The organism is Streptomyces sp. NPDC031466 (genome assembly GCF_055581265.1).
Genome location: NZ_JBVIJT010000012.1, coordinates 81,888 through 102,536, shown reverse-complemented (window position 1 = coordinate 102,536; position 20,649 = coordinate 81,888). Strand labels below are relative to the sequence as shown.

Genomic DNA, 20,649 nt, shown 5'->3' with positions numbered 1-20,649 from the left:
CTCCAGGGGTCCGGGAGGGCGACGGAGTCGTGGACGGCGTGCGGTACGGGCGCCTACGACCAGGTGCACTGCTTGAGCCCCGGCACCGGATGCGCGGCGGAGGCGAGTTCGGCGGCGGGGAGGTATCCCCAGCCCTTCGTCGTACGGCTGCCGGAGACGGTGTCGCCCTGCGTGTAGTACCAGATGTCCGCGCCCTGATACGGGCTGCCGCGCTTCCAGCACACGAACCAGCTGGGGGAGAACGCGATCTGGCCGTTGACGGAGCTGTCGGTCGTGGACTGCACCCGGATCGAACCGGTGGTGTGCGAGCAGACCACGTCCCCGAGGAAGTGCATCCCGGTCCAGTCCGTGTGCCGGGCGTCGGGCCGCGCCTGGCAGCTCGCGGCGACCTCCGTGGAAGCGGAGGCCGTGACCTGGGAGGGCGGTACCACGGTGAGGGCCGCGGCACAGGTGAGGACGCCCACCAAGGCCGTCCGCCGGCCTCGGCCACCGGCCCGCCAAGGCCGGCTCGCGGGGCGAGGGACCGTCGTACCGCCCGGCGTGTCCGCGGCATGGCCTGCTGCGCGTTGTCTGAGGCCCATGTCCCACTCTCCCCCGGCGGCTCGGCCCGTGTCGCTCGTCCGCGGCGCTGCGGGCCCTCGACCCATCGCGCTCCACGTGTACGCCCGATCGTGCCGAAGGGGGCTGACGCGCCGCTGACGCACGGGCCCCTCCCGGGCCGCGCTCGCGCGTGCCATCGTGGGGAGGCGGCCGGTCCGGACGACGTCGGGATGAGGAGCGTACGTATGCGCGGCACCACGGTCCTGCCCGGCGAGGGGAACAACGGCGAGCCGACCGGGGAGGGCATGCCGACGCACCGCCTCCAGGTGCCGATGCCCAACGCACTGCCGTTCGCCATCGGCACGTTCGACACCATCGGGCCGATGTCGCGCGCGTCGTTCCCGCACCGGCACACCTTCCACGAGATCGTCCATGTCACCGGCGGCACCGGCCGGCACGTCGTCGACCTCGCGGAATTCGCGCTGCGCCCGCCCCACCTCTGCTTCATCTGCCCCGGCCAGGTCCACCACTGGGAGGGCGTGAGCGGCCTGCGGGGCCGGGTCATCCTCTTCACCGACGACTTCCTCGTGGACCACCCCGCGGACCGGGACACGCTACGGGGGCTCGGCCGGCGCTCCTGGCTCGAACTGCCCGGCGAGGCGGCGGACCGGGTGGCGCGCCTCGTCGCGGAGCTGGACGACGAGTACCGCACGGGTGCCGACGGGTTCCAGAGCGTGCTGCGGGCCCTGCTGCACGTCCTGGTGGTACGGGCCGCGCGGCTGCCCGCGCAGCGGCCGGCCTCCCCGCCACCGCGTTCGCGCCCCGGGTCGGTGGCCGCCCGGTTCACGGACCTGCTGGGCACGCCGGAGGGGGCGCCCGCCTCGGTGCGCACCTGCGCGGAGCACCTGGGCGTCTCGGTGAGCTATCTGAGCGAGGCGGTGAAGGCGTCCACCGGGCGGACACCGGGCGAGCTGATCCGGCAGGCGCGGGTGCACGAGGCCAAACGCCTGCTGCTGCGCACGGAGTTGTCGGTGCGTCAGATCGCCGGGCGGGTCGGGTTCGGCGACCCGGCCTATTTCTGCCGCTTCTTCCGCCGTGAGACCGGCGCCAGCCCCGGGGACTTCCGCCGCGGCACCGGCGATATTCACCACGACCACCGGCTCCAGTCCATCGCCCGGGCCCGTTCCCGCACATAGCTTCGTAGCCGATCCGGAACCCACCCCACCTTTCAGGAGGAGCGATGGACGACGAGACCGGCAACCCCAAGGGACCGAGCCGCAAGGCGGTACTGAGAGCCGCCGCCGCGGTCGGCATGGCCGTCCCGGTGACCCTCATGGGCGTTCCCGCGCTGGCCCGCACCGCGGGCGAGCGGGGCGAGGCGCCCGTGGTGACCCCGGCCTGCGACGACGGCGACGACCCGACGCCGCCGCAGACGGAGGGGCCGTACTTCAAGCCCAACTCCCCGCGCCGCACCTCGCTGTTGCAGCCGGGTACGCCGGGCGTGCGGCTCACCGTCACCGGGTACGTCTTCGGGCGTGCCTGCCGTCCGATACCCCAGGTCCTGATGGACTTCTGGCAGGCCGACACCTACGGCACCTACGACAACACGGGGTTCCGCTTCCGCGGGCACCAGTACACCGACGCGAACGGCGCGTTCCGGCTCACCACGGTCGTCCCGGGCCTCTACCCCGGGCGCACCCGCCATCTGCACGTCAAGGTGCAGGCACCGGGGCGCCCGGTGCTCACGACCCAGCTGTACTTCCCCGGTGAGCCGCGCAACAACACGGACCCGATCTTCGACGCCCGGCTGCTGATGAACGTGCGCACCGTCGGGAACGCCAAGGAGGCCGACTTCGACTTCGTCCTGAACGTGCCGCAGTAGCCGCACCTGCCCGCAGGGGCACCCTCGTACCACCATCGGCGGTTCCTGAAGGTCAACTCGTCGGCCCAGCCGAACGTTGACCAAGGAAAGTCACATGCCGCGCGCCCGTCGCACCACCCGTCTCACCATGCCCCTGCTCGTGGGCGGCGGCCTCTCGGCCCTCCCCCACGGGCAGGGCAGCACGGAGGCCGCCGCCGGCGACCTGCTTGCGGGCGGGGGCGAGGCCGTTCTTCGCCCCGTACGTCACCGCACGACATCTTCCCAGGCCCCGACCTCTTACGGAACCGCCTCTAGGCCGACTGCCGGCTATCCAGAGGGCGCGACTTCGTCGGCCGCTGCCACCTGGGCCGTCGGTGACCATCTGCCGGTGTCGGCAGCCCTGCGGGGCCCGGCCGTGGGATGGCGGTTACGGGCGCTGCTTCACCCGGTCGACGATCCCCCAGTCCACCACGTGCGACAGCTGGATGTACTTCCTCTCCCCGGAAGCCGAGATGCGCTCGTCGCGGAAGCCCAGGAATTCGTACGACGACGGGTCGAAGATCAGGTACTTGCCTTCGGAGAGCCCACGCCCGGTATGGGCGATCCCCACCCCGGTCCGCCCGGCGGAGTCCTTCACTCCCGGGATCGTTCGAACGCCGGGCACAAGGGCCAGCGCCTCGTACGCCGCGGGGCGCAGTCCCTGGGGCAGCACCGGGCTTTTCAGGAGCTCACCGAGCAGCCAGTAGGCCTCGAACCGCTCGAGCTTGTCGAGATCGCTGACCGACCGGTCGTCGGTCCGGGAGCCGAGGGAGACGATGGCCAAGATGAGCTTCTCCGGGTCCTGGGGCAGCTTCTTCAGCTCGCTCCACTTCCGGGGTGGCCACACCCCGCCGCCCTTCCCCGCAGGCTCCTCCCACATCTCGCGGCCCAGCTCCATGGACAACGAGGGCTTGGAGACGTCCACCGAGTCCCACATCTCGTCGGTGTAGCTCTTGACCTCGCCGGTCTTCTGCTCCGTCTCCTTGATGATCCGCTTGGAGTAGATGAACTGGTCGTCGCGCGGCACCACCGGCTCCTTCTCCTGCTTGCGTTCCCAAGCCGCCGCCCCGTTCAGCACCGTCACGGCGGCGACCTCCATTCGCGGGGTGCTCGTACCCGGTGCGCCGCTCCCGCCGGAGCCGTCCTCGCCCATCAGCACGGCCGTCCCCGTAACGCCCGTGGCGACCACCGCGGCCGCCACGAAGCGCAGTACATGGCGGCGACCGGGGCTGGTGCCGGTGCGCTGGTCCGCGCGGGCCATCGCGTTGAGCAGCTGGTGCCGGGCCCGGTCCCGGGCCGGACCGGTGAGCGGGGCCGCGTCCGCGTCCCACTCCCTCAAGAGTTCGAGTTCGTCACTCATGGTCGGATACCTCTCGCAGTGCCGTCGGATTGGATCCGCCCAATGCTTCGCGCAGCTTGGTGCGAGCCCTGTGCAGCCGTGATCTGACCGTGCCCACGGGGATACCGAGGGCCTGGGCCGCCTCCTCGTAGCTGAGATCCCCCCAGGCCACCAGCAGGAGCACGTCCCGGTGCCGAGCGGGCAGCGCGGCCAGCGCCGCCGCCAGCTCGCGGCGTACGGCCCGCGCCATCACCCGGTCCGCGGCCCGGTCGGCCAGCGGCTCGTCGTGGTCGGCGAGGGCCGGGACCCGGGCCATGGCCTTGAACCGGCGGGCCTCAGCCCGCCGATGCCGGCTGACCAAGTTGGTCGCTATGCCGAACAGCCAGGGCCGGGCATCGGTGCCCGCGCCGCGGGCCGGGTCGTAGCGATGCCGCTGCTGGAACGCGGTGGTGAAGGTCTCCGCCACGAGGTCATCGGCGGCCTCGCCGCCGAGTCGGCGGGCCGCATAGCGGTGCACGGCGTCGGCGTGCCGGTCGAAGAGCGCGGCGAACTCCTCGGGCTCATCCCGGGACCGCGCGATCACGGAGGCGTCACTATCGGCACGCGCGGTGCCGATGCCGACGCCTGGTCCGACGGTCATCGGGGCTCCTCTCGTCCACGGGACGATGCTCGAATACGTGGGCTTTCACCTGTCCTTCGCCCATCGCGCCGAAGCAGTTCCCTCAGACCTCCACGGCGAGGAAGTTCACGTCGCAGTGGTTGGCCGGCTTGCCCCTGACCGGCCCTTCCGACGCACGCCGGCTCAGGGGCTCAGGTCGAGGACGCGGACCGGGCGGCGACCTCGGCTGTGGCCCGATACGCCACATGGGCGGCGGCACACCGCCAGTACGCGGCCCAGCCGACCAGCGTGAAGACACCCGGCTGCACACCGAGCGCTCAGGAGCGGAGAGGGCACGTGCGTGGAGCGCCCACACGAACCGCGGCCCGGTCCGAGAGCCACAGGGAGCTCTCGGACCGGGCCACCACCGCTGCGGCGGGGTTCAGCGCAGCGCGCTGCCGAAGAGCGCCGTGGTGTTCGGGGCCGCGACGTCCTTCGGCCCGAAGGCGACGGAGTGCGTGGCGGTCAGGCCCGTGGACGTACCGCGCAGCGACCACACCGCGCCCGCCTGGGCGTTCTCCTGCTCGGAGGAGGCGGCGAGGTCGGCGCGGCCGTCACCGGTGACGTCGAGCAGCGCGGTGGCCGCACCGAACAAGTCGCCCTTCTCGGCGACGCCGGGTACGCCCGCCGTGTTCTGGTGGAAGGCCTGGGCCCCGGACCCGGTCACGCCGCCGGCGCTGCCGCGTACCAGGACGACGGCGCCCGCGTCGGTGACGCCGCCGACGTCCTCGCCGATGACACCGACCGCGATATCCGCGTACCCGTCCCCCGTCACGTCGCCGACGGCGATCGCGCTGCCGAACTGGTCCCCGTCCTCCTCGGCGCCGGGCACGCCCGGCAGGTTCTGGTCGAACTTCTGCGTCTGCTCCTTGAGGCCGTCGGCCGAGCCGAAGGCGACCCTGACCCCCGGCTCGTAGTCGTCGTCACCGAGCACCAGGTCGTCGTAGTGGTCGCCGTTGACGTCGCCGATGCCCAACTCGCCGGCCGAGCCCGGCGCCCGGCCACGCCTGAAGCCGGTCGGGGTGCCGTACAGGACGCTGTTGCCCCACTCGCCGTCACCGTAGTAGTCGTTCATGGCGATGTCGGCACGGCCGTCGCCGTTGATGTCGCCGACGGCCTTGGGGACGACCGGGCCCTGCACGGACGTGGGGCCGTCGATGCAGTCCCGGTCGGCGCAGGTCGGGTCGGGGCGCTGTTCGCTGTCGTAGTTCCACCACTGCGACTTGTCCATGAAGTCGAGGGACTTGGCCGGGGTGCCGGTCCGCGCGACGGGACCCTTCCAGAGGCGTGCCTGCTGGCCGATCGGGTCGTCTCCGTAGGAGCCCGTCCCGGAGAACAGGGCGAGGTCGGTGGTGCCGTCGCCGTCGAAGTCACCGGCCTGCGGGGTGAAACCGTGGGTGGCGATCTTGGTGCCGCCGGTCAGGCCGGACGCGGAGCCCCACAGCACCACGGCGCCCGCCGCGGAGCTCTTGCTTTCCACGCCGATGACCAGGTCGGTGTAGCCGTCGTGGTCCAGGTCGCCCTTGGTGAACGACCTGCCGAACCCCTGCTTGGCGGTGGCCGCCCCGGGCACCCCGCTCGTGGAGCGGCTGACGACCTTCTTGCGGGCCGGGGCGAGGCCGTCCTTCGCCCCGTACGTCACCACCACGTACCCGGCCTTGGCCTGCCCGGAGACGGTGCCGCCCGGGGCGCCGACGACCAGGTCGCCGTACCCGTCGCCGTTGAAGTCTTCCGTCGCCTTCACCGCGGCCCCCGCGCGCCCGGCGTCGGCGGCGGGAGCGGCGGCACGGGCGGTGCCCTGCCCGAGCGTGAGGGCGGAGAGGCCGCCGCCCACCAGCAGCGAGGCGGCGATCACGGGCATGGTGAGACGGGCGGAGCGACGGGCACGCGACATACGACTTCCCTCGGTCAAGGTGCGGTTGAGCGGCCACGGCGTGTGAAGCCACCGGTGGTTCCCCGCTGTTCACTGCGAGTCACCCGCTGGTTCACACCGGCCGATCATGTGACCTTCGACGGTGCGGGAAGGTTGTACAGGACCTCTACCGCGGCACGTTCAGTTCGATGCCGAGGCATGTGGCTTCGCCGAGGACAAGCTGGTGCTCGTCCTGACCGAGTTTGATGGTTCCTCCTGGGACGTCGGGGCTGACGATCGCGCTCACCCGCGCCGGCGGGTCGCCCGCCCTGTCAGGCCAGTACCGCCCGCACCGTCTTGCCGCCGCGGCGGGTCTCCACGACCTCCAGGCGATGGGTGAGTTGGCGGACGAGTGCCAGGCCCCGGCCGCTCTCCCGTACGCTGCTCGGCTTACGTACCCGGGGTCGGACCGGGCTCGTGTCGTGGACCTCGACGGTGACCCGGCCGCCGGAGACCTCGACGCGCAGCCGGCAGCCGCCGTGCGCGTGCTGCACGGCGTTGGACACCAACTCGGAGACGACCAGGGCGACGTCGTCCACGCGCTCGGCGGTCACCTCGCTCCTACGGCGGTGCGTCCTGACGAGGAACGCGCAGGCCAGCCTTCTCGCCCGGCCCGCCGACGCGGGTTCCTGCGGCAATGCGTACTCCACCCGTGCGGTGGGCCGATGGGCGCGCTGGTGCGCACGCATGGCAACTCACTTCCCCTCCCTGGGACAACCGGTCACCGCGATCTCTGTCGCCACCGGGGTCGCGGTGTGTCTTGCGCGACCAGTCCTGCCCCACGGTGATGCCCCCGCCGACTGATCGCCAATCCGCCCGTCCCCCATGCCGTACCGCACCTGACGCAGCCGCTCCGACAACCCCCTCGGCGGTGTGTGACGTTGTCATGTGCCCCGGTCCTCGGCGTTGACGTCGAGATCGGGTGCGACCAACACTGGCCTGGTCCTTCAGCGCGGGCGCGGGCGCGTACGTCCGGCCGGCCCCGGAGAGGCCGGCCACGAACCGGAAAGGCCGTCCATGCAGCAGCCGCCCCGCCCCTTCAAGGACTACCAGGACGAGATCTACCTGGACGGTCTGCGGGGCGTCGTCCCCCGGTTCCCCATGACCTTCGCCGAGCTGGAGTCCCGCGCGCACGCGGCGCTGCCGCCCTCGGTCATGTCGTACGTCGCGGGCGGGGCCGGCGACGAGCGGACGCAGGACGCCAACGTCACCGCGTTCGAACGCTGGGGCCTGGTGCCCCGGATGTTCGTCGGCGCCACCGAGCGGGATCTGTCCGTCGACCTGTTCGGCATGACCCTGCCCTCTCCCCTGTTCCTGGCGCCCGTCGGGGTCCTCGGCATCTGCGCGCAGGACGGGCACGGCGATCTCGCGACCGCGCGGGCGGCGGCGCGGACCGGCGTGCCGATGATCGCCTCGACGCTGTCCGCCGACCCGATGGAGTCGGTGGCCTGCGAGCTGGGCTCCACCCCGGGCTTCTTCCAGCTGTACACGCCGACCGACCGCGCGCTCGCCGAGAGCCTGGTCGGCCGCGCGGAGAAGTCCGGGTTCAAGGGGATCGTCGTCACGCTGGACACGTGGATCACCGGCTGGCGCCCGCGCGACCTGAGCACCGCCAACTTCCCCCAGCTGCGCGGCCACTGCCTGGCCAACTACACCAGTGACCCGGTCTTCCGCGCCCTGCTGCCCGCCGAACCCGAACAGGACCCGCAGTCCGCGATCCTGACGTGGGTGCGGGTCTTCGGCAACCCGCTCACCTGGGACGATCTGCCCTGGCTGCGCTCCTTGACCTCACTGCCGCTGATCGTGAAGGGGCTGTGCCACCCCGAGGACGTCCGCCGCGCCAGGGACGGCGGGGTGGACGGCGTCTACTGCTCCAACCACGGCGGCCGCCAGGCCAACGGCGGACTGCCCGCGCTGGACGCCCTGCCCGCCGTCGTCGAGGCCGCCGAGGGGTTGCCGGTGCTGTTCGACTCCGGGGTGCGCAGTGGCGCGGACATCGTGAAGGCGATCGCGCTCGGCGCGCGCGCCGTGGGCGTCGGCCGCCCGTACGCCTACGGCCTCGGCATCGGCGGCACCGACGGCGTCACGCACGTCCTGCGCTCACTGCTCGCCGAGGCGGATCTGCTGATGGCCGTCGACGGATACCCGACCCTCGCGGATCTCACGCCGGAGGCGTTGCGGAGGGTGCTCTGAGGGGGCCGCGGTGGGCTGACGGTTAGGAGACCCTCTCCCTCATCACCGGCCAGTGGACGCATCACCACCCAGTGGACGCACGTACGTTCCATGTGAGACATTAGTGTCTCATTCGAACTTGGAGTGTTCCACCATGACCCCGCAGCGTGACGCACGGCGCTGGGCCGTCCTCGCGATCCTCTCCGGCAGCCTGCTGTTGATCGCCATGGACACCACGATCCTGAACGTCGCCTTCCCGTCCCTCGTCGCCGATCTACGGCCCAGCTCCGTACAGCAGCTGTGGATCATCGACGTCTACGCCCTCGTGCTGTCCGGGCTCCTGGTGACCGCCGGCGCCCTCGGCGACCGGTGGGGGCGCAAGCGACTGCTGCTCATCGGCTTCGGTGTCTTCGCCCTCGCCTCGCTGCTCGCCGTCTTCGCGACCGCCGCCTGGCAAGTCATCGCCGCCCGCGCGCTGCTCGGCGCCGGTGGCGCGGCGATCATGCCGGCCACCCTGTCGATCCTGCGGCACGTCTTCACCGACGCCCGTGAGCGCGCGCTCGCCTATGCCGTGTGGTCCGCCGTCTTCGGTGGCGGCATGGCGCTCGGCCCGGTGATCGGCGGCCTGCTCGTGGAGCACGACGGCTGGCACTCCGCGTTCCTCGTCAACATCCCGGTGGCGCTGGTGGTCATCGCGCTCGGCCTGTGGGTCCTGCCCGAGTCCCATCAGCCCCGCCAGGGCCGCTGGGACTGGTGGGGCGTGGGCCAGTCGGTCCTCGGCCTGCTCGCCCTCGCCGGCGGCATCAAGCAGCTCGGCAAGGGCGGCCCCACCGACCCCGTGGCCTGGACGCTGCTTCTCCTCGCCGCGGTGACGCTCACCGTCTTCGTGCGCCGTCAGCTGCGCATCGAGCACCCGCTGCTCCGGGTGCGCCTCTTCGCCTCCCGGCCGTTCGCCATCGCGGCGACCTCGATCTTCCTCGGCATGATCGCGCTGGGCTCCGCCCTGTTCCTGATCACCCAGTGGTTCCAGTACGGGCAGGGCTACACCCCACTGGAGGCGGGCGTCCGGCTGCTGCCCGCCCCGCTGGGCCTCGTCCTCACCTCGCTGGTGACGCCGATCCTGATGCACCGGCTGCCGATCCGGCACGTCATGGGCGGCGGTCTGCTGCTGATGACGGCGGGCCTCGCCCTGCCCTGGCTGTTCGCGCTGTCGGGTCCGCTCGGTTACGGCCGGATCGCCGTGGCACTGGGCGTACTCGGCTGCGGTGTCGGCATCGCGACGACCACCGCGTCCGTGACGCTGATGGCCGCCACGCCGGCGCGGGACGTCAGCGGTGCCGCGGCCGTCGAGGAGACCTGCTACGAGCTGGGCGCGGCCATGGGCGTGGCCGTCCTCGGCAGTGTCGCCACGGCGCTGTATCGCCTGAACCTCCCCGCTCTGGGCCTCGGGGCCGAGAGCGCCTCGGCGGTGAGCGACTCGATCGGCGAGGCCGCTCACGTGGCGCACGGGCTGACCGGCCCGGCCGGCCCCGCCCTGCTGTCGAAGGCCTCCGAGGCGTTCACCTCCGGGATGACGCCGACGTTCCTGATGGCGGCGGCACTGCCGCTGGCCGCCGCGGCGCTGACCTGGGCGAAGATCCCGCGGGACCTGCGCCCCACGGAGAGCGCGCACTGACCTCTGACTGACCTCTGGACGTCCCCAAGTCCCTTGCGGACTGGCAGAGGTACCGCATCGCCGAGACCGACGAGACGTCCTGGACGGGATGGCTTCCCGCCCCGCAGCAGGACGCGCACCGCCCGCCCGCCGGAGGGTGACGCGAACCGCCCGGCGGTCCGCCTGGCCGTACTCGGCGGCACCGCGTTGACACGGAGTCCAACTCGTACCGCCCGCCCCGCCCTTCACGCCTATCATCGGTTCGACTGTTCCTCCCCGGAGTCGCCGCCCCGGTGGCGCGGCCCGGGGACGGCACACGCTCTTCAGTGAGAGGACGACGGGGACTTGAGCTCGATACGCAAGCGCGCCGCACGCAGGCGCCGCAGGGTTGCCGCCGCCGTGGGCGCCGCGGTCGCCGTCGTGGCGGGGCTCCAGCTCTCGACCACCGCGTTCGGCACCGACGACAAGGAACCGGCGGACGCCCGGCCGGCCACCACGCCCGCGCCCACCGCCTCCAGCCGCGCGGAACGGCAGGACTTCGGCTTCTCCGACGTCGACGGAAACCGGTTCCGCGACGGCGTCATGACCTTCCGGGCGCCCGCCTCGCCGTCCTCGTCCGCCACAAGCCCCCCGTCCCCCACGCCTCCCTCCGCGCCCTCCGCGCACCCGTCCAGGCGCGCGGCCCCCGCCCCGCACGGCGAGGGCTGGCGGTCGGGCGGCGCGACCAAGCTCCTGAACACCGGCTACACCATCAAGTTCTACGACCGGAAGGCCGCCGACCGGCTGGCCCCCTACGTGCGGCGGTCGGCCGCCGACCTGCGACGCGTCACGAATCTGCCCTTCACCGTGGACACGCGGCCGGCGGGCTGGGACTACGTCCGGCCCAAGGGCGAGGTCGTCATCGGCCTGCTGCACCGCCCGTGCGTACCGCCCGCCGACGGTGGCGGCGCCGACTGGCAGGTCGTCCGGGACGGCTCCGGCGGCAAGAGCCTGAGCTGCGGCTTCTACGCGTCCTCCGTGGCCGGCACGGTCACCGGCGGGCACGCGTACATCGACGACGAGTTCTTCACCGCCGACGGCGAACCCGCCCCCTCCATGGGCGAGACCGATCTGCGCAATCACATCAGCCACGAGCTCGGGCACACGATGGGTCTCGCGCACGCCCAGCACGGCCCGGCGCGCGGCGACTGCGTCAAGGGCACCGACTCCGGCCAGTTCCCCGTGATGTGCACCCCCAGCCGCGCCTACCAGGACAAGCGCGCGGGCACCTATGTCCAGCAGTACGACGTGCAGGGCCTGCGCCATCTGGCGCGCGCCGGCGGCGCCGTGCTGCCGCCGCAGGGCAAGGTCACCGGCATCGGCCGCAAGTGCCTCGCCGTCGCGGGCGGCAAGGCGGCCAACGGCACCCGGATCCAGCTGTACGCCTGCGACGGTGGTGTCGCGCAGTCGTGGATCCTGCAGAAGGACGGCACGTTCCGCGCCTTCGGCAAGTGTCTGGACAACCACCGCGACGCGCCCGCCGACAACCGGGTCAGCCTGCGCGACTGCGACGGCGGGGCGTCCCAGCGCTGGGCGGTGACGGCCGGGGGCCAGATCGCGCACCTCGCGTCCGGCAAGGTCCTCGATCTCGCGGACAGCAGCACCGCCGACGGCACGCAGGTGCGGCTGCACACGGCGAACGCGAGCAAGCGCCAGCGCTGGGTCACGCCCAAATAGTCACGCGTGGCTGGGCCGGCCGCCCCCGGACCCTGGTTCCGCGAGTTCATGAGCGCTGTTCCCTGCGGAAACGCCGGAATCCGGGCTTCGTGAGCACCACCTCTGCCAGCCGATCATGAGCACCAGCGGGGCGCGGAACCAGGGGACGGTCCTGCGGGCTCGGCGAACCGGCAGGTCGTGGGCGCCAGGTGTGCGGTGCACCCGCCCTTGCCGCGCAAGGGGCTCCGGCTCGGAAGTAGTTGGCCGAAACGCCGACGGTCGGGCGCAGTGACGATCGGCTGTCGGCCATGGCTCGGGGCTGGAGTGTCCCCTTGTCTGCCCGGGGCGATCTCAGTCCCAGGCGCGGCGTCATGACCCGTGTGGTCGGTCAGCCGCGGACGAAGGCGGGTTCGTCGCCGCGACGCAGCAGCACCACGACGGTGGCGTCGTCGTACAACTCGGCGAACGCGTCGCGTTCCCCGGCTCTCACACGTCTGCGCACATCGTTCTCTGAGTCCCTCACGGTGATTTCTCTCCGCCGCGTCGGCGGAGTTCGTGTGATCCGCGCCCTACCGCGCGACGACCCGGATGTACGGGGCCGGCCGACCCCGGCCATTGTGCGGGGCGGCCCGCGCGGAACACCCGGCAGGCCTGGCCCTTGGCCTTGGCCTTGACCTTGACCTTGACCTTGACCTTGACCTTGACCTTGACCTTGACCTTGACCTTGGCCTTGGCCTTGGCCTTGGCCTTGGCCTTGGCCTTGGCCTTGGCCTTGGCCTTGGCCTTGCACTGGAGCGCACTCCAGGTGCCAGGATCCGATCACCGCCGAGCGACGGCGGCTGCTCGTGGGCTTGAGGAGGGGGTATCGCGTGCGTCATCACACCATGGGTTCTCAACGGGTCTCTGCGCTGTGCCTGGGCACACTGCCGTTCGGCACGGTGGTCGACGAGGACATGTCCTTCGCGCTGCTCGACCGGTTCGTCGAGAAGGGCGGCACGTTCATCGACACCGCGAACTGTTACTGCTTCTGGCGCGAGGGAAGCGACGGCGGCGACAGCGAGCGGCTCCTCGGCCGCTGGCTGGCCACTCGCGGCATCCGGGAGGAGGTGATCGTGGCCACCAAGACCGGCGCACTGCCCGCCGGCGAGGGGACCTGGCCCGCCAACCGCGAAGGCTTGTCCGAGAAGGCCCTGCGGCACGCCGTCCACGGCAGCCTGCGACGGCTCGGCACCGACCGGATCGACCTCCTGTACGGGCACATCGACGACCCGTCGACCCCCTTGGAGGAGACCGTCGGCGCGTACGCCGCGCTCGTCGCCGAAGGCCTGGTGGGCCAGGTCGGCATGAGCAACCAGAACGGGACACGGCTCGCCCGGGCCCGGGAACTCGCGAAACGGCAGAACCTGCCCGCGTTCACCGCGCTCCAGCAACGGCACACCTATCTGACGCCGGCGCCCGACGCGGACTTCGACTACCAAGTGGCCCTGGACGAGCCGACGCTCGCGTACGCCGCCACGCAGCCCGATCTCACCGTGCTCGCCTACAGCGCGCTGCTGAACGGCGCCTACGCGGGCAGCAAGCCCGTCCCGGCCGAGTACCGGCACGACGGCACCGAGCCTGCCCTGAAGGCCCTCGCGAAGATCGCGGCGGAGACCGGGGCCACGCCCGGCCAGGTCGTCTACGCCTGGATGCTGCAGAGCTCGCCCGCCGTCATCCCGCTGGTCGGCGTCAGCCGCCTCGACCAGCTCGACGAGGCACTCGAGGCGCTCGACCTGGAGCTGACCGAGGAGCAGCGCGCCCGCCTGGACGAGACACGAGCGGCCGCGCCGCGCTAGAGAGGGTCCATCTCGCCGAGCCCCATGACGCGCAGGGCGTGGTCGGCCATGTGGCGGTGGCCGACCGCGTTGGGGTGGGCCGGGTCGTCGAGCCAGGCGATCGGGTCGTCCGAGCCGTGGTGCTCCCGCCAGTACGCCTCGTGGTCGACGAGCAGCGCGCCGGTGTCCGCGGCGATCTCCCGTACCGCCTGGCAGTACGCGGGGAGCGCCGCGCGCCGGTCCGAGCCTGAGGCGCTGACCAGTACCGGTGTGTGCAGGACGAGCTGGGTCGCAGGCCGCGTCCGCTCGATGATGCCCCGCACCGCGTCATGGAACCGAGGCAGTCCGGCCTCGCCCTCCAGACAGTCGTTGGTGCCGAACGACACCGACAGCACGTCGGGCTCGTGGCGGCCGACGAGCAGGTCGTACGCCGCGAGCAGATCGGTGGCCGTCCACGCGGAGACGCCGGTGTTGATGACGACGTCCGTGAGGCGGTTCAACTGCCACCGGACGCGCTCGTGCAGATGCTCCACCCAGCCGCGGGCGCCGTGCGTGTGCAGCACCCCCTGGGTGATGCTGTCTCCGGTCGCCACCCAGGTCATGGGTGAATCGGCCAGCCGGATCATGCGCTGTTCCTTCCGGGTCCGGTCTCCGCGCATCCCTGATGAGCACGGTGTCCCGGCGGTACGACATGGTGCCCGGTCAAGATCGTTCGCACAACGTGGCGCTCTACCGCCTCATCACGCCAACATGCCGTGACACCTGAGCTTGTCGCCCTTCGGCCTCGACCAGGCCGCGTGGTGGGGCGCCTGGGCAGAGGTAGAAGAGTTCGGGATCGCCTTCGTCCAGGCCGTGGAGCAGGCCGACCGGGCTCCAGCCGACGCGCTGCAGTAGCAGTTGCATGGGGTGGTTGGAGACGTTGGTCGAGGTGAACAGCTTCGGGCTGGTGCACGCGGCCTCGGTGGCCTTGAGGAGACGTGCGCCCACGCCTTGTCGGCGGGCGGTGGGCGCGACCGTCAGCATGGTGATGAAGCCTTGCTCGAAGAAGGTGTATTCCAGGACGCTGTAGCCCAAGGGGCCGGATGCGTCCTCGGCCAGGAGGACCGAGCCTTGTTCGCACCAGTGTCGGATACTCGCGCGCCGCGCATCGTCGCCCGATGCCGCGATGGAGTCGATGCCGGCCAATGCGGGCCAGTCCGAGGCATCCGCGTGGCGTATCACCAGTCTGTCGGGGTTCTCGAGATCCATGGGTGCATCGTGGCAGCACGATGCGTTGGGCTGCTCGTCTATTGCGTTCGGCGAGGCTTGGTGCCCTTCTTGTGGTGGGTGGGGCGAGTGTGAGCCTTGCCTGCGGCCAGGACGCGTCCCACGTCGTGGCGTGGCGCCGACCGGCGGTTCTTGGAGCCGGGCGGGCGGCCGGGCCCGGGAGTGGTGGGTTTCGGTGCAGGACTTCGCCGCGACATCCCTCGTGGCCACCGTCGAGGACGACGTCGTCGCCTTCCTCACCGGCTACTTCCGCCCTGACGAACCCGACACCTGTCTGGTGTGGCAGGCAGCCACCAAGCCCTGCCACGGCATCCCATTCCTCGGCGTAAAGCTCTTTGAACGGGCCGCCGACCGCGCCGTGGAGCAGGGCGCCCGCTTCATCGAGGCCACAGTCTCCGCCGACAACAAGGCCATCATCATGCTCCTGAAGAAGGTCGCGAAGCGGTACAGCGCTGACGTGCACACCCAAATCCTCTTCCCCAGCGATCTTTTCCCCGGCGAGCACCACGACGAAGTGCTCTACCGGATCGGGCCCCTCGCCCCGCTGACACCCTGAGGAGCATGTCCGACGAGACCGCCCCTGTCCGTTGAGGGCGCCGCGCGCGTATCGCTCAGTTCGTTCCTCGGAACGTGTTGCGGTACGCGCGCGGCGACACCCCGAGCGCCTCCCGGAAGTGCTGACGCATCGCAGTCCCCGTGCCGAAACCGGCCTCCGATGCGATCTGGTCCACCGGCTCATCGGTCCGTTCCAGGAGGCGCCGCGCGTGCTGCAACCGCTGCTCCGTGATCCAGCGGATCGGTGTCACTCCCGTCTCCAGCAGGAAGCGCCGGCTCAGTGTCCGCACACTCATCGAGGCCTCCCGGGCCAGATCCTCCAATGCCAGCGGCTCCCCCAGGTGACCGAGGGCGTAGGCGCGGGCGGCGGCCGTCGAACTGGTGCCGGGTTCGGGCACCGGCTGCTCGATGTACTGCGCCTGCCCGCCCTCCCGGTGCGGCGGTACCACGGTGCGCCGCGCGACGGTGTTGGCCACCTCAGCCCCGTGGTCGCTCCGGATCATGTGCAGACACAGATCGATACCGGCGGCGACTCCTGCGGACGTGAGCACACCCTGATCATCCGTGTACAGCACATCGGGATCCACGTCCACCTCCGGGTACAAGGTCCGCAGCTCGTCACATGACTTCCAGTGTGTCGTCACCCGCCGCCCCGCCAGCATCCCAGCAGCCGCCAGCACGAACGACCCGGTACAGATCGAAGCCACCCGAGCCCCAGCCGGGATGCGGGCCAGCGCCTGGCGCACCGGTTGCGCCAACCGCCCCCGCTCCTGCGGTTCATAGTCCTCGGCGGCAGCGGGCACGAGCACCGTGTCAGCGTTCTCCAGTGCCTGCGGCCCATGGGCGACGTTCACCGTGAAGTCCGCGTCGGTGGTCAGCTCACCAGGCTCCGGCGCACAGGTCACCACCGAATACAGCGGCCGGCCGTCGGCTCCGACGGCCGTTCCAAACAGCCGGTGGACGATGCCCAGCTCCATCGGCAGCAGCCCCGGACGCACCAGGGCAACCACCCGATGCGGCGCTCTCTCACTTGTCTCAGCCATGGCCAGATGCTTTCACTTTGCGGCCATCTGGCCAGTGGTCGCGGGTCGCCCTGCCCACCAAGGATGGAACACATGGAAGAAACGACCACCCGACACCTCCGACAGCCTCAAGACCCTGCTGACCGTTCACCGGCAGATCCACGGCGCGGCGCTACGGGTTGTCGCGCCTGGTGGGTGGCCGCCGTGGCGACCCTGGCCATCGTCGTCGCCGGAGCCTTCTCCACGATGCCCGGCATCCTCCAGAAGCCTCTTCAGCAGGAGTTCCACTGGTCGCGCGGCACCATCGGCGTCGCCTCCTCGGTGAACATGGTCCTGTACGGACTCACCGCCCCATTCGCCGCCGCCCTCATGGACCGCTTCGGTATCCGCCGCGTGGTGGTCGCAGCCCTGACCACGGTTGCGGCCGGCTCTCTGCTCACCACGGTGATGAACGCCTCCTGGCACTTCACCCTCTTCTGGGGGCTCCTCGTCGGACTCGGCACCGGCTCCATGGCCATGGCATTCGGAGCCACCGTCACCAACCGCTGGTTCACCACCCGGCGGGGCCTGGTCACCGGCATCCTCTCCTCGGGCAGCGTCTTCGGGCAGATGGTGTTCCTGCCCGCCCTCTCATGGACCATCGACCACTACGACTGGCGCCCCGCCCTGGTCACCCTTGCGCTCGCCGCGCTGGCCGTAGCCCCTCTCGTATGGCTGATCCTGCGCGACCACCCCGCCGACACCGGCCAAAGCCCCTACGGAAGCGATGAGTTCGTTCCCAAGCCGCCACCTGTCACGGGCGCGGCCCGTCGCACCCTCGCCGTGCTCCGCGACTCCCTACGCACCACGCCCTTCTGGCTGCTCGCGAGCGCCTTCGCGGTCTGCGGAGCAACCACCAACGGGATCATGTGGACGCACTTCACCCCGGCAGCCCACGACCACGGCATGGCCGTCACCACCGCGTCGACCCTGCTCGCCCTCATCGGCATCTTCAACGTGGTGGGCACTGTCGCCTCCGGCTGGCTCACAGACCGCATAGACGCCCGACGCCTACTCGCCCTCTACTTCACGCTGCGCGGCCTCCTTCTCGTACTGCTTCCCCTGATGATGGCCGCCACCGTCAACCCGGCCATGATGGTCTTCGTCGTCGCCTTCGGCCTCCTTGACCTCGCCACCGTGCCACCCGTCCTTGCCCTGTGCCGAACCTTCTACGGCGACGACAGCGCCATCGTCTTCGGCTGGGTCAACGCGGCCCACCAGATCGGCGCCGCCCTGGCCGCCCTCCTCGGCGGCGTCGCACGCGACACCTTCGGCAGCTACGCCCCGGTCTGGCCGGCCCTCGGCGCCACCTGCGCTGGCGCCGCACTGGTCTCCCTCCTCATCCGCACGACCTCCACCACCCACGACCAGACCCCTGCCACCCCGGTCCGTGAGACACAGTCGTCCCGGTAACCTCGCCGCCCCTCACGCATGGTGTCCGAGACGCTTCAGCGTCTCGGACACCATGGTCTTCACCATGTCTCAGGCCAGGCCCGGAGCCCAAATATCAGGCCGGACGACGTCTGCCCCGCTGCTCGGGATGTGCGGCCTGGGCACCGTCGCCCGGATAGACAAGTTCACATCGAGGCGGCTGTTCATGTCCTGCTCGAAGCGGCTGTACGGATTCTCGTGCGTCCAGAACAGCGGCGGCAGCGCCCGCGGGTCTGCATCGGTCAGCCCGTCCGCCCACTTCGGATCAGCCAGGACCTCCCGCATCAGCAGCGTGTTGACGTGAACCAACGGACTGGAGCAGGTGTAGCGCGAGCATGCTGACCTCCTGAGACTCCTTGTCCACACCGGCCAGGTCGCCGTCCTTGCCGTAGAAAAGGTCCTTGTTCGCGGAACTCGCTGCCGCGCCCCTCGCAGATATGACGATGCTGCCATCAGTGAGGGCGTTCGTGCCGATCACGGGGATGACCGGCACCTCGGGGAACCAGGCACGTAACCTCGGGCCATGCCCGAGACATCGGTGGCGCACTTCTACGACGGACTGGCTGATGACTACCACCTGATCTATCCGGACTGGGACGCGAGCATCCGTCGGCAAGGGGGCGCCCTGGACGCCCTGATCGGCCAAGAGCGCGCTGCCGTCCTCGACTGTTCCTGCGGCATCGGCACGCAGGCCATCGGCCTGGCGCTGCGCGGACACCAGGTCACCGGAACCGACCTCAGCCCCCGCGCCGCCGCCCGCGCTGCCCGTGAGGCCGCCAGCCGGAACCTGAGCCTGCACACGGCCGCCGCCGATATGCGACGCCTCCCCTTTCCTGACGGCCGGTTCGACACGGTCGTCTGCGCCGACAACTCACTGCCTCACCTGCTGACAGAGCAGGATGTGCACGCCGCGCTGGTCGAGATGCGCCGCGTGCTGCGTCCCGACGGCCTGCTGCTGGTCAGCACACGCCACTATGACGAGGTGCTGCACGACCACCCGGCTTCCACGCCTCCACAAGTCCACAGGAACGCTGACCGCGTCGATGGCGAAGAACGAACCGTCAGCTTCCAGCTCTGGCACTGGCACTGGCACGACGGCGAGCACTACGACCTGGAGCACTTCCAACTCCTTCCGGCAGGCGGAGAATGGCGCGTCCAGGTCCGCCGCACTACTTACTGGGCACTCGGCGGAGACCGGCTGGCCGGCCTCGCAGACGGAGCCGGGTTTGCCGACCCCGAGTGGCGGATGCCGCAAGAGACGGGCTTTTTCCAGCCGCTGCTCGTGGCCCGCGCCGGTGAGTAGACGACTCCACCTCGTCGCGTGGGAAAATAGGTTTCAGCCAGCCTTGGCGGGTTCCTCAGCGAATGGTCTGGCGCCAGCCCGGCCGCCGCCCCGGAACCCTGCTCGCCCCCACCACCATCGCCCGCCGCCTGTCCGGCGTCGACGTCACCGCGCGGCGCCAGTACAAGATGCAGCTCGCCGAGGACATCGCCGAAGAGACCCGCGCCGTGTTCAAGGCCAAGGTCAAGCAGATGCAGAAGGACGGGGAAACCCGCGGCCACGGGCCCGCCGCCGCCCTGCTCATGCGGCGCATGAAGAAGGTCGCCGCCACCCTGCCCCGCAACCGCTGCGGCATGCGCAACCTGTCCCTGCTGACGCTGCACTTCGCCGTCGCCAGCCGCGAACACGAACTGGCCTGGCTGCGGCTGCGGGACATCACCGAGGACCCCGAAGGCCGCGGCCTCCTGGTCGACATCCGCGTCTCCAAGGTGAAAACCCCGCAAGGTCGCCGTGCCGTTCGGCTCCCGCGCCCACCTCTGCCCCGTCCGCCCCTGGCACCGCTGGCGCGCCGAGCTGGACCCGGACGCCGATCCGGACTCCCTCACCTACCGGGCCCTGCACAACCGCCGGCCCACCGTGCTGAACTCCGGCATCGAGCCGGGACCGTCGGCGACATCCTCGAGCGCCTCGGTATCCGCGCCAAGCTGGACGTCCGGCTCACCGGACACAACCCGCGCCGCGGACTGGTCACCGAGTCCTCCCGCGCGGGCAACCCCGACCACGTCAGGCTGCGGGCGAGGCCGAGCGTGTCGAGCGGGCCCTCGGCATCGCCCCCCCCAGCTTCGCACCCTGGAGCAGCGATGTGGTTGCGGCGGTGCAATCAATGTCCACGGCGGCGAAGGCCGGGCGTCCCTCGTACGGTGACACCCGCCGACACCACCGATCGCGACGCGGCCCGCTGAAGGATCGACTCGCCACGGAGAACTACTCGGACGCACCGGTCCACCCCTATGCCCTCCATGGTGATCACTGGTGTCACCACGCCAACACCAGCGCCGAGGGCCGTCCTCGACGACGGCGCACAGCCAGGAGCCGACCTCGTCGGCCAAGTCGCTGCTTCTCTGGCTCAAGGCTGTCGGCGAAATGGGCCCCCGGCACCGGAAGCTCGAGGTGGGGGTGCTGGGCGTATCCGGCGGTCACGGAGGCGGCGACGAATTTGATGACGGCCTGCGCCGCCTCGGGGTAGGTGCGCGGCACTGTGCGGCTGAGTCGGCTCAGGACACGCAGCAGCGGGGTCAGACAGATGCCACCCCCATCACTGGGTGGGTTGGGTCCCCTTACGCCGGTGTTGGCTCTGTTCACGAGAATGA

19 protein-coding genes and 2 pseudogenes are annotated in these 20,649 nt (G+C 71.0%); 10 read left to right on the top strand and 11 right to left on the bottom strand.

The features are described from left to right. Positions 1-53: 53 nt before the first annotated feature. Positions 54-464 (bottom strand): hypothetical protein, encoded by a 411-nt coding sequence (locus ACZ5GP_RS28375; protein WP_468753526.1) that lies wholly within the window; start codon positions 462-464, stop codon positions 54-56. Positions 465-785: 321 nt separating this feature from the next. On the opposite strand from ACZ5GP_RS28375, the gene ACZ5GP_RS28370 reads away from it, so the two are divergent. Together ACZ5GP_RS28370 and ACZ5GP_RS28365 are read left to right on the top strand one after the other, a co-directional pair. Then, positions 786-1,736, top strand: coding sequence for a helix-turn-helix domain-containing protein (locus ACZ5GP_RS28370; RefSeq protein WP_468753525.1), 951 nt, complete (start codon positions 786-788; stop codon positions 1,734-1,736). 44 nt (positions 1,737-1,780) lie between these two features. Then, positions 1,781-2,419, top strand: a pseudogene (locus ACZ5GP_RS28365) (dioxygenase family protein); the annotation flags it as partial. Positions 2,420-2,828: 409 nt separating this feature from the next. Here ACZ5GP_RS28365 and ACZ5GP_RS28360 read toward each other — a convergent pair. The 4 genes from ACZ5GP_RS28360 to ACZ5GP_RS28345 form a co-directional block, all read right to left on the bottom strand. Beyond that, positions 2,829-3,800, bottom strand: coding sequence for a CU044_5270 family protein (locus ACZ5GP_RS28360; RefSeq protein ID WP_468753524.1), 972 nt, complete (start codon positions 3,798-3,800; stop codon positions 2,829-2,831). After that, complete coding sequence (locus ACZ5GP_RS28355; protein WP_468753523.1) at positions 3,793-4,419, bottom strand: RNA polymerase sigma factor; 627 nt, start codon at positions 4,417-4,419, stop codon at positions 3,793-3,795. The genes ACZ5GP_RS28360 and ACZ5GP_RS28355 overlap by 8 nt, the downstream gene beginning before the upstream one ends. Positions 4,420-4,819: 400 nt before the next feature. After that, on the bottom strand, positions 4,820-6,331 hold the full coding sequence (locus tag ACZ5GP_RS28350; protein WP_468753522.1) for a hypothetical protein: 1,512 nt from the start codon (positions 6,329-6,331) through the stop codon (positions 4,820-4,822). Between the two features lie 290 nt (positions 6,332-6,621). Continuing rightward, a complete protein-coding gene (locus ACZ5GP_RS28345; RefSeq protein ID WP_358697999.1) occupies positions 6,622-7,038 on the bottom strand; it encodes an ATP-binding protein in 417 nt (138 codons plus the stop codon). A 328-nt stretch (positions 7,039-7,366) separates the two neighbouring features. Here ACZ5GP_RS28345 and ACZ5GP_RS28340 point away from each other — a divergent pair, with 328 nt between their 5' ends. From ACZ5GP_RS28340 to ACZ5GP_RS28330, 3 genes are all read left to right on the top strand, one after another. After that, positions 7,367-8,542, top strand: a complete 1,176-nt coding sequence (locus ACZ5GP_RS28340; RefSeq protein WP_468753521.1) for an alpha-hydroxy-acid oxidizing protein — start codon at positions 7,367-7,369, stop codon at positions 8,540-8,542. Between the two features lie 133 nt (positions 8,543-8,675). After that, entirely contained in the window at positions 8,676-10,196 is a 1,521-nt protein-coding gene (locus ACZ5GP_RS28335) for an MFS transporter (RefSeq protein WP_468753520.1), read from the top strand. 324 nt (positions 10,197-10,520) lie between these two features. Beyond that, the gene (locus ACZ5GP_RS28330; RefSeq protein WP_468753519.1) at positions 10,521-11,891 is read left to right on the top strand and encodes a ricin-type beta-trefoil lectin domain protein; all 1,371 of its coding nucleotides are present in this window, start codon (positions 10,521-10,523) and stop codon (positions 11,889-11,891) included. 367 nt (positions 11,892-12,258) lie between these two features. Here the strand turns inward: ACZ5GP_RS28330 and ACZ5GP_RS28325 are convergent, their stop codons facing one another. Then, positions 12,259-12,393 carry a hypothetical protein gene (locus tag ACZ5GP_RS28325; RefSeq protein WP_468753518.1) on the bottom strand — a complete coding sequence of 45 codons (135 nt, stop codon included), beginning with the start codon at positions 12,391-12,393 and terminating at the stop codon, positions 12,259-12,261. Positions 12,394-12,754: 361 nt separating this feature from the next. On the opposite strand from ACZ5GP_RS28325, the gene ACZ5GP_RS28320 reads away from it, so the two are divergent. Further along, entirely contained in the window at positions 12,755-13,705 is a 951-nt protein-coding gene (locus ACZ5GP_RS28320; protein WP_468753517.1) for an aldo/keto reductase, read from the top strand. On the opposite strand, the gene ACZ5GP_RS28315 is transcribed toward ACZ5GP_RS28320, so the two are convergent. From ACZ5GP_RS28315 to ACZ5GP_RS28305, 3 genes and pseudogenes are all read right to left on the bottom strand, one after another. Then, positions 13,702-14,310 (bottom strand): SGNH/GDSL hydrolase family protein, encoded by a 609-nt coding sequence (locus ACZ5GP_RS28315; RefSeq protein ID WP_468753516.1) that lies wholly within the window; start codon positions 14,308-14,310, stop codon positions 13,702-13,704. The two genes, ACZ5GP_RS28320 and ACZ5GP_RS28315, sit on opposite strands and share 4 nt — an antisense overlap. 103 nt (positions 14,311-14,413) lie before the next feature. Next, entirely contained in the window at positions 14,414-14,932 is a 519-nt protein-coding gene (locus tag ACZ5GP_RS28310) for a GNAT family N-acetyltransferase (RefSeq protein ID WP_468753515.1), read from the bottom strand. Between the two features lie 38 nt (positions 14,933-14,970). Beyond that, positions 14,971-15,177, bottom strand: a pseudogene (locus ACZ5GP_RS28305) (NF041680 family putative transposase); the annotation flags it as partial. Between ACZ5GP_RS28305 and ACZ5GP_RS28300 the strand changes: the two are divergent. Continuing rightward, complete coding sequence (locus ACZ5GP_RS28300) at positions 15,126-15,506, top strand: GNAT family N-acetyltransferase (RefSeq protein WP_468753514.1); 381 nt, start codon at positions 15,126-15,128, stop codon at positions 15,504-15,506. The pseudogene ACZ5GP_RS28305 and the gene ACZ5GP_RS28300 sit on opposite strands and share 52 nt — an antisense overlap. 55 nt (positions 15,507-15,561) lie before the next feature. Here the strand turns inward: ACZ5GP_RS28300 and ACZ5GP_RS28295 are convergent, their stop codons facing one another. Next, the gene (locus ACZ5GP_RS28295; RefSeq protein ID WP_468753513.1) at positions 15,562-16,548 is read right to left on the bottom strand and encodes a GlxA family transcriptional regulator; all 987 of its coding nucleotides are present in this window, start codon (positions 16,546-16,548) and stop codon (positions 15,562-15,564) included. A 72-nt stretch (positions 16,549-16,620) separates the two neighbouring features. Here ACZ5GP_RS28295 and ACZ5GP_RS28290 point away from each other — a divergent pair, with 72 nt between their 5' ends. Continuing rightward, complete coding sequence (locus ACZ5GP_RS28290) at positions 16,621-17,979, top strand: MFS transporter (RefSeq protein ID WP_468753512.1); 1,359 nt, start codon at positions 16,621-16,623, stop codon at positions 17,977-17,979. 69 nt (positions 17,980-18,048) lie between these two features. On the opposite strand, the gene ACZ5GP_RS28285 is transcribed toward ACZ5GP_RS28290, so the two are convergent. Further along, the gene (locus ACZ5GP_RS28285; protein WP_468753511.1) at positions 18,049-18,306 is read right to left on the bottom strand and encodes a hypothetical protein; all 258 of its coding nucleotides are present in this window, start codon (positions 18,304-18,306) and stop codon (positions 18,049-18,051) included. A gap of 214 nt (positions 18,307-18,520) precedes the next feature. Here ACZ5GP_RS28285 and ACZ5GP_RS28280 point away from each other — a divergent pair, with 214 nt between their 5' ends. Both ACZ5GP_RS28280 and ACZ5GP_RS28275 read left to right on the top strand, forming a co-directional pair. Further along, positions 18,521-19,300: a class I SAM-dependent methyltransferase gene (locus tag ACZ5GP_RS28280; RefSeq protein WP_468753510.1), complete on the top strand. Its 780-nt coding sequence runs from the start codon at positions 18,521-18,523 to the stop codon at positions 19,298-19,300. Between the two features lie 62 nt (positions 19,301-19,362). Further along, a complete protein-coding gene (locus tag ACZ5GP_RS28275; protein WP_468753509.1) occupies positions 19,363-20,241 on the top strand; it encodes a site-specific integrase in 879 nt (292 codons plus the stop codon). Positions 20,242-20,649: the final 408 nt, after the last annotated feature.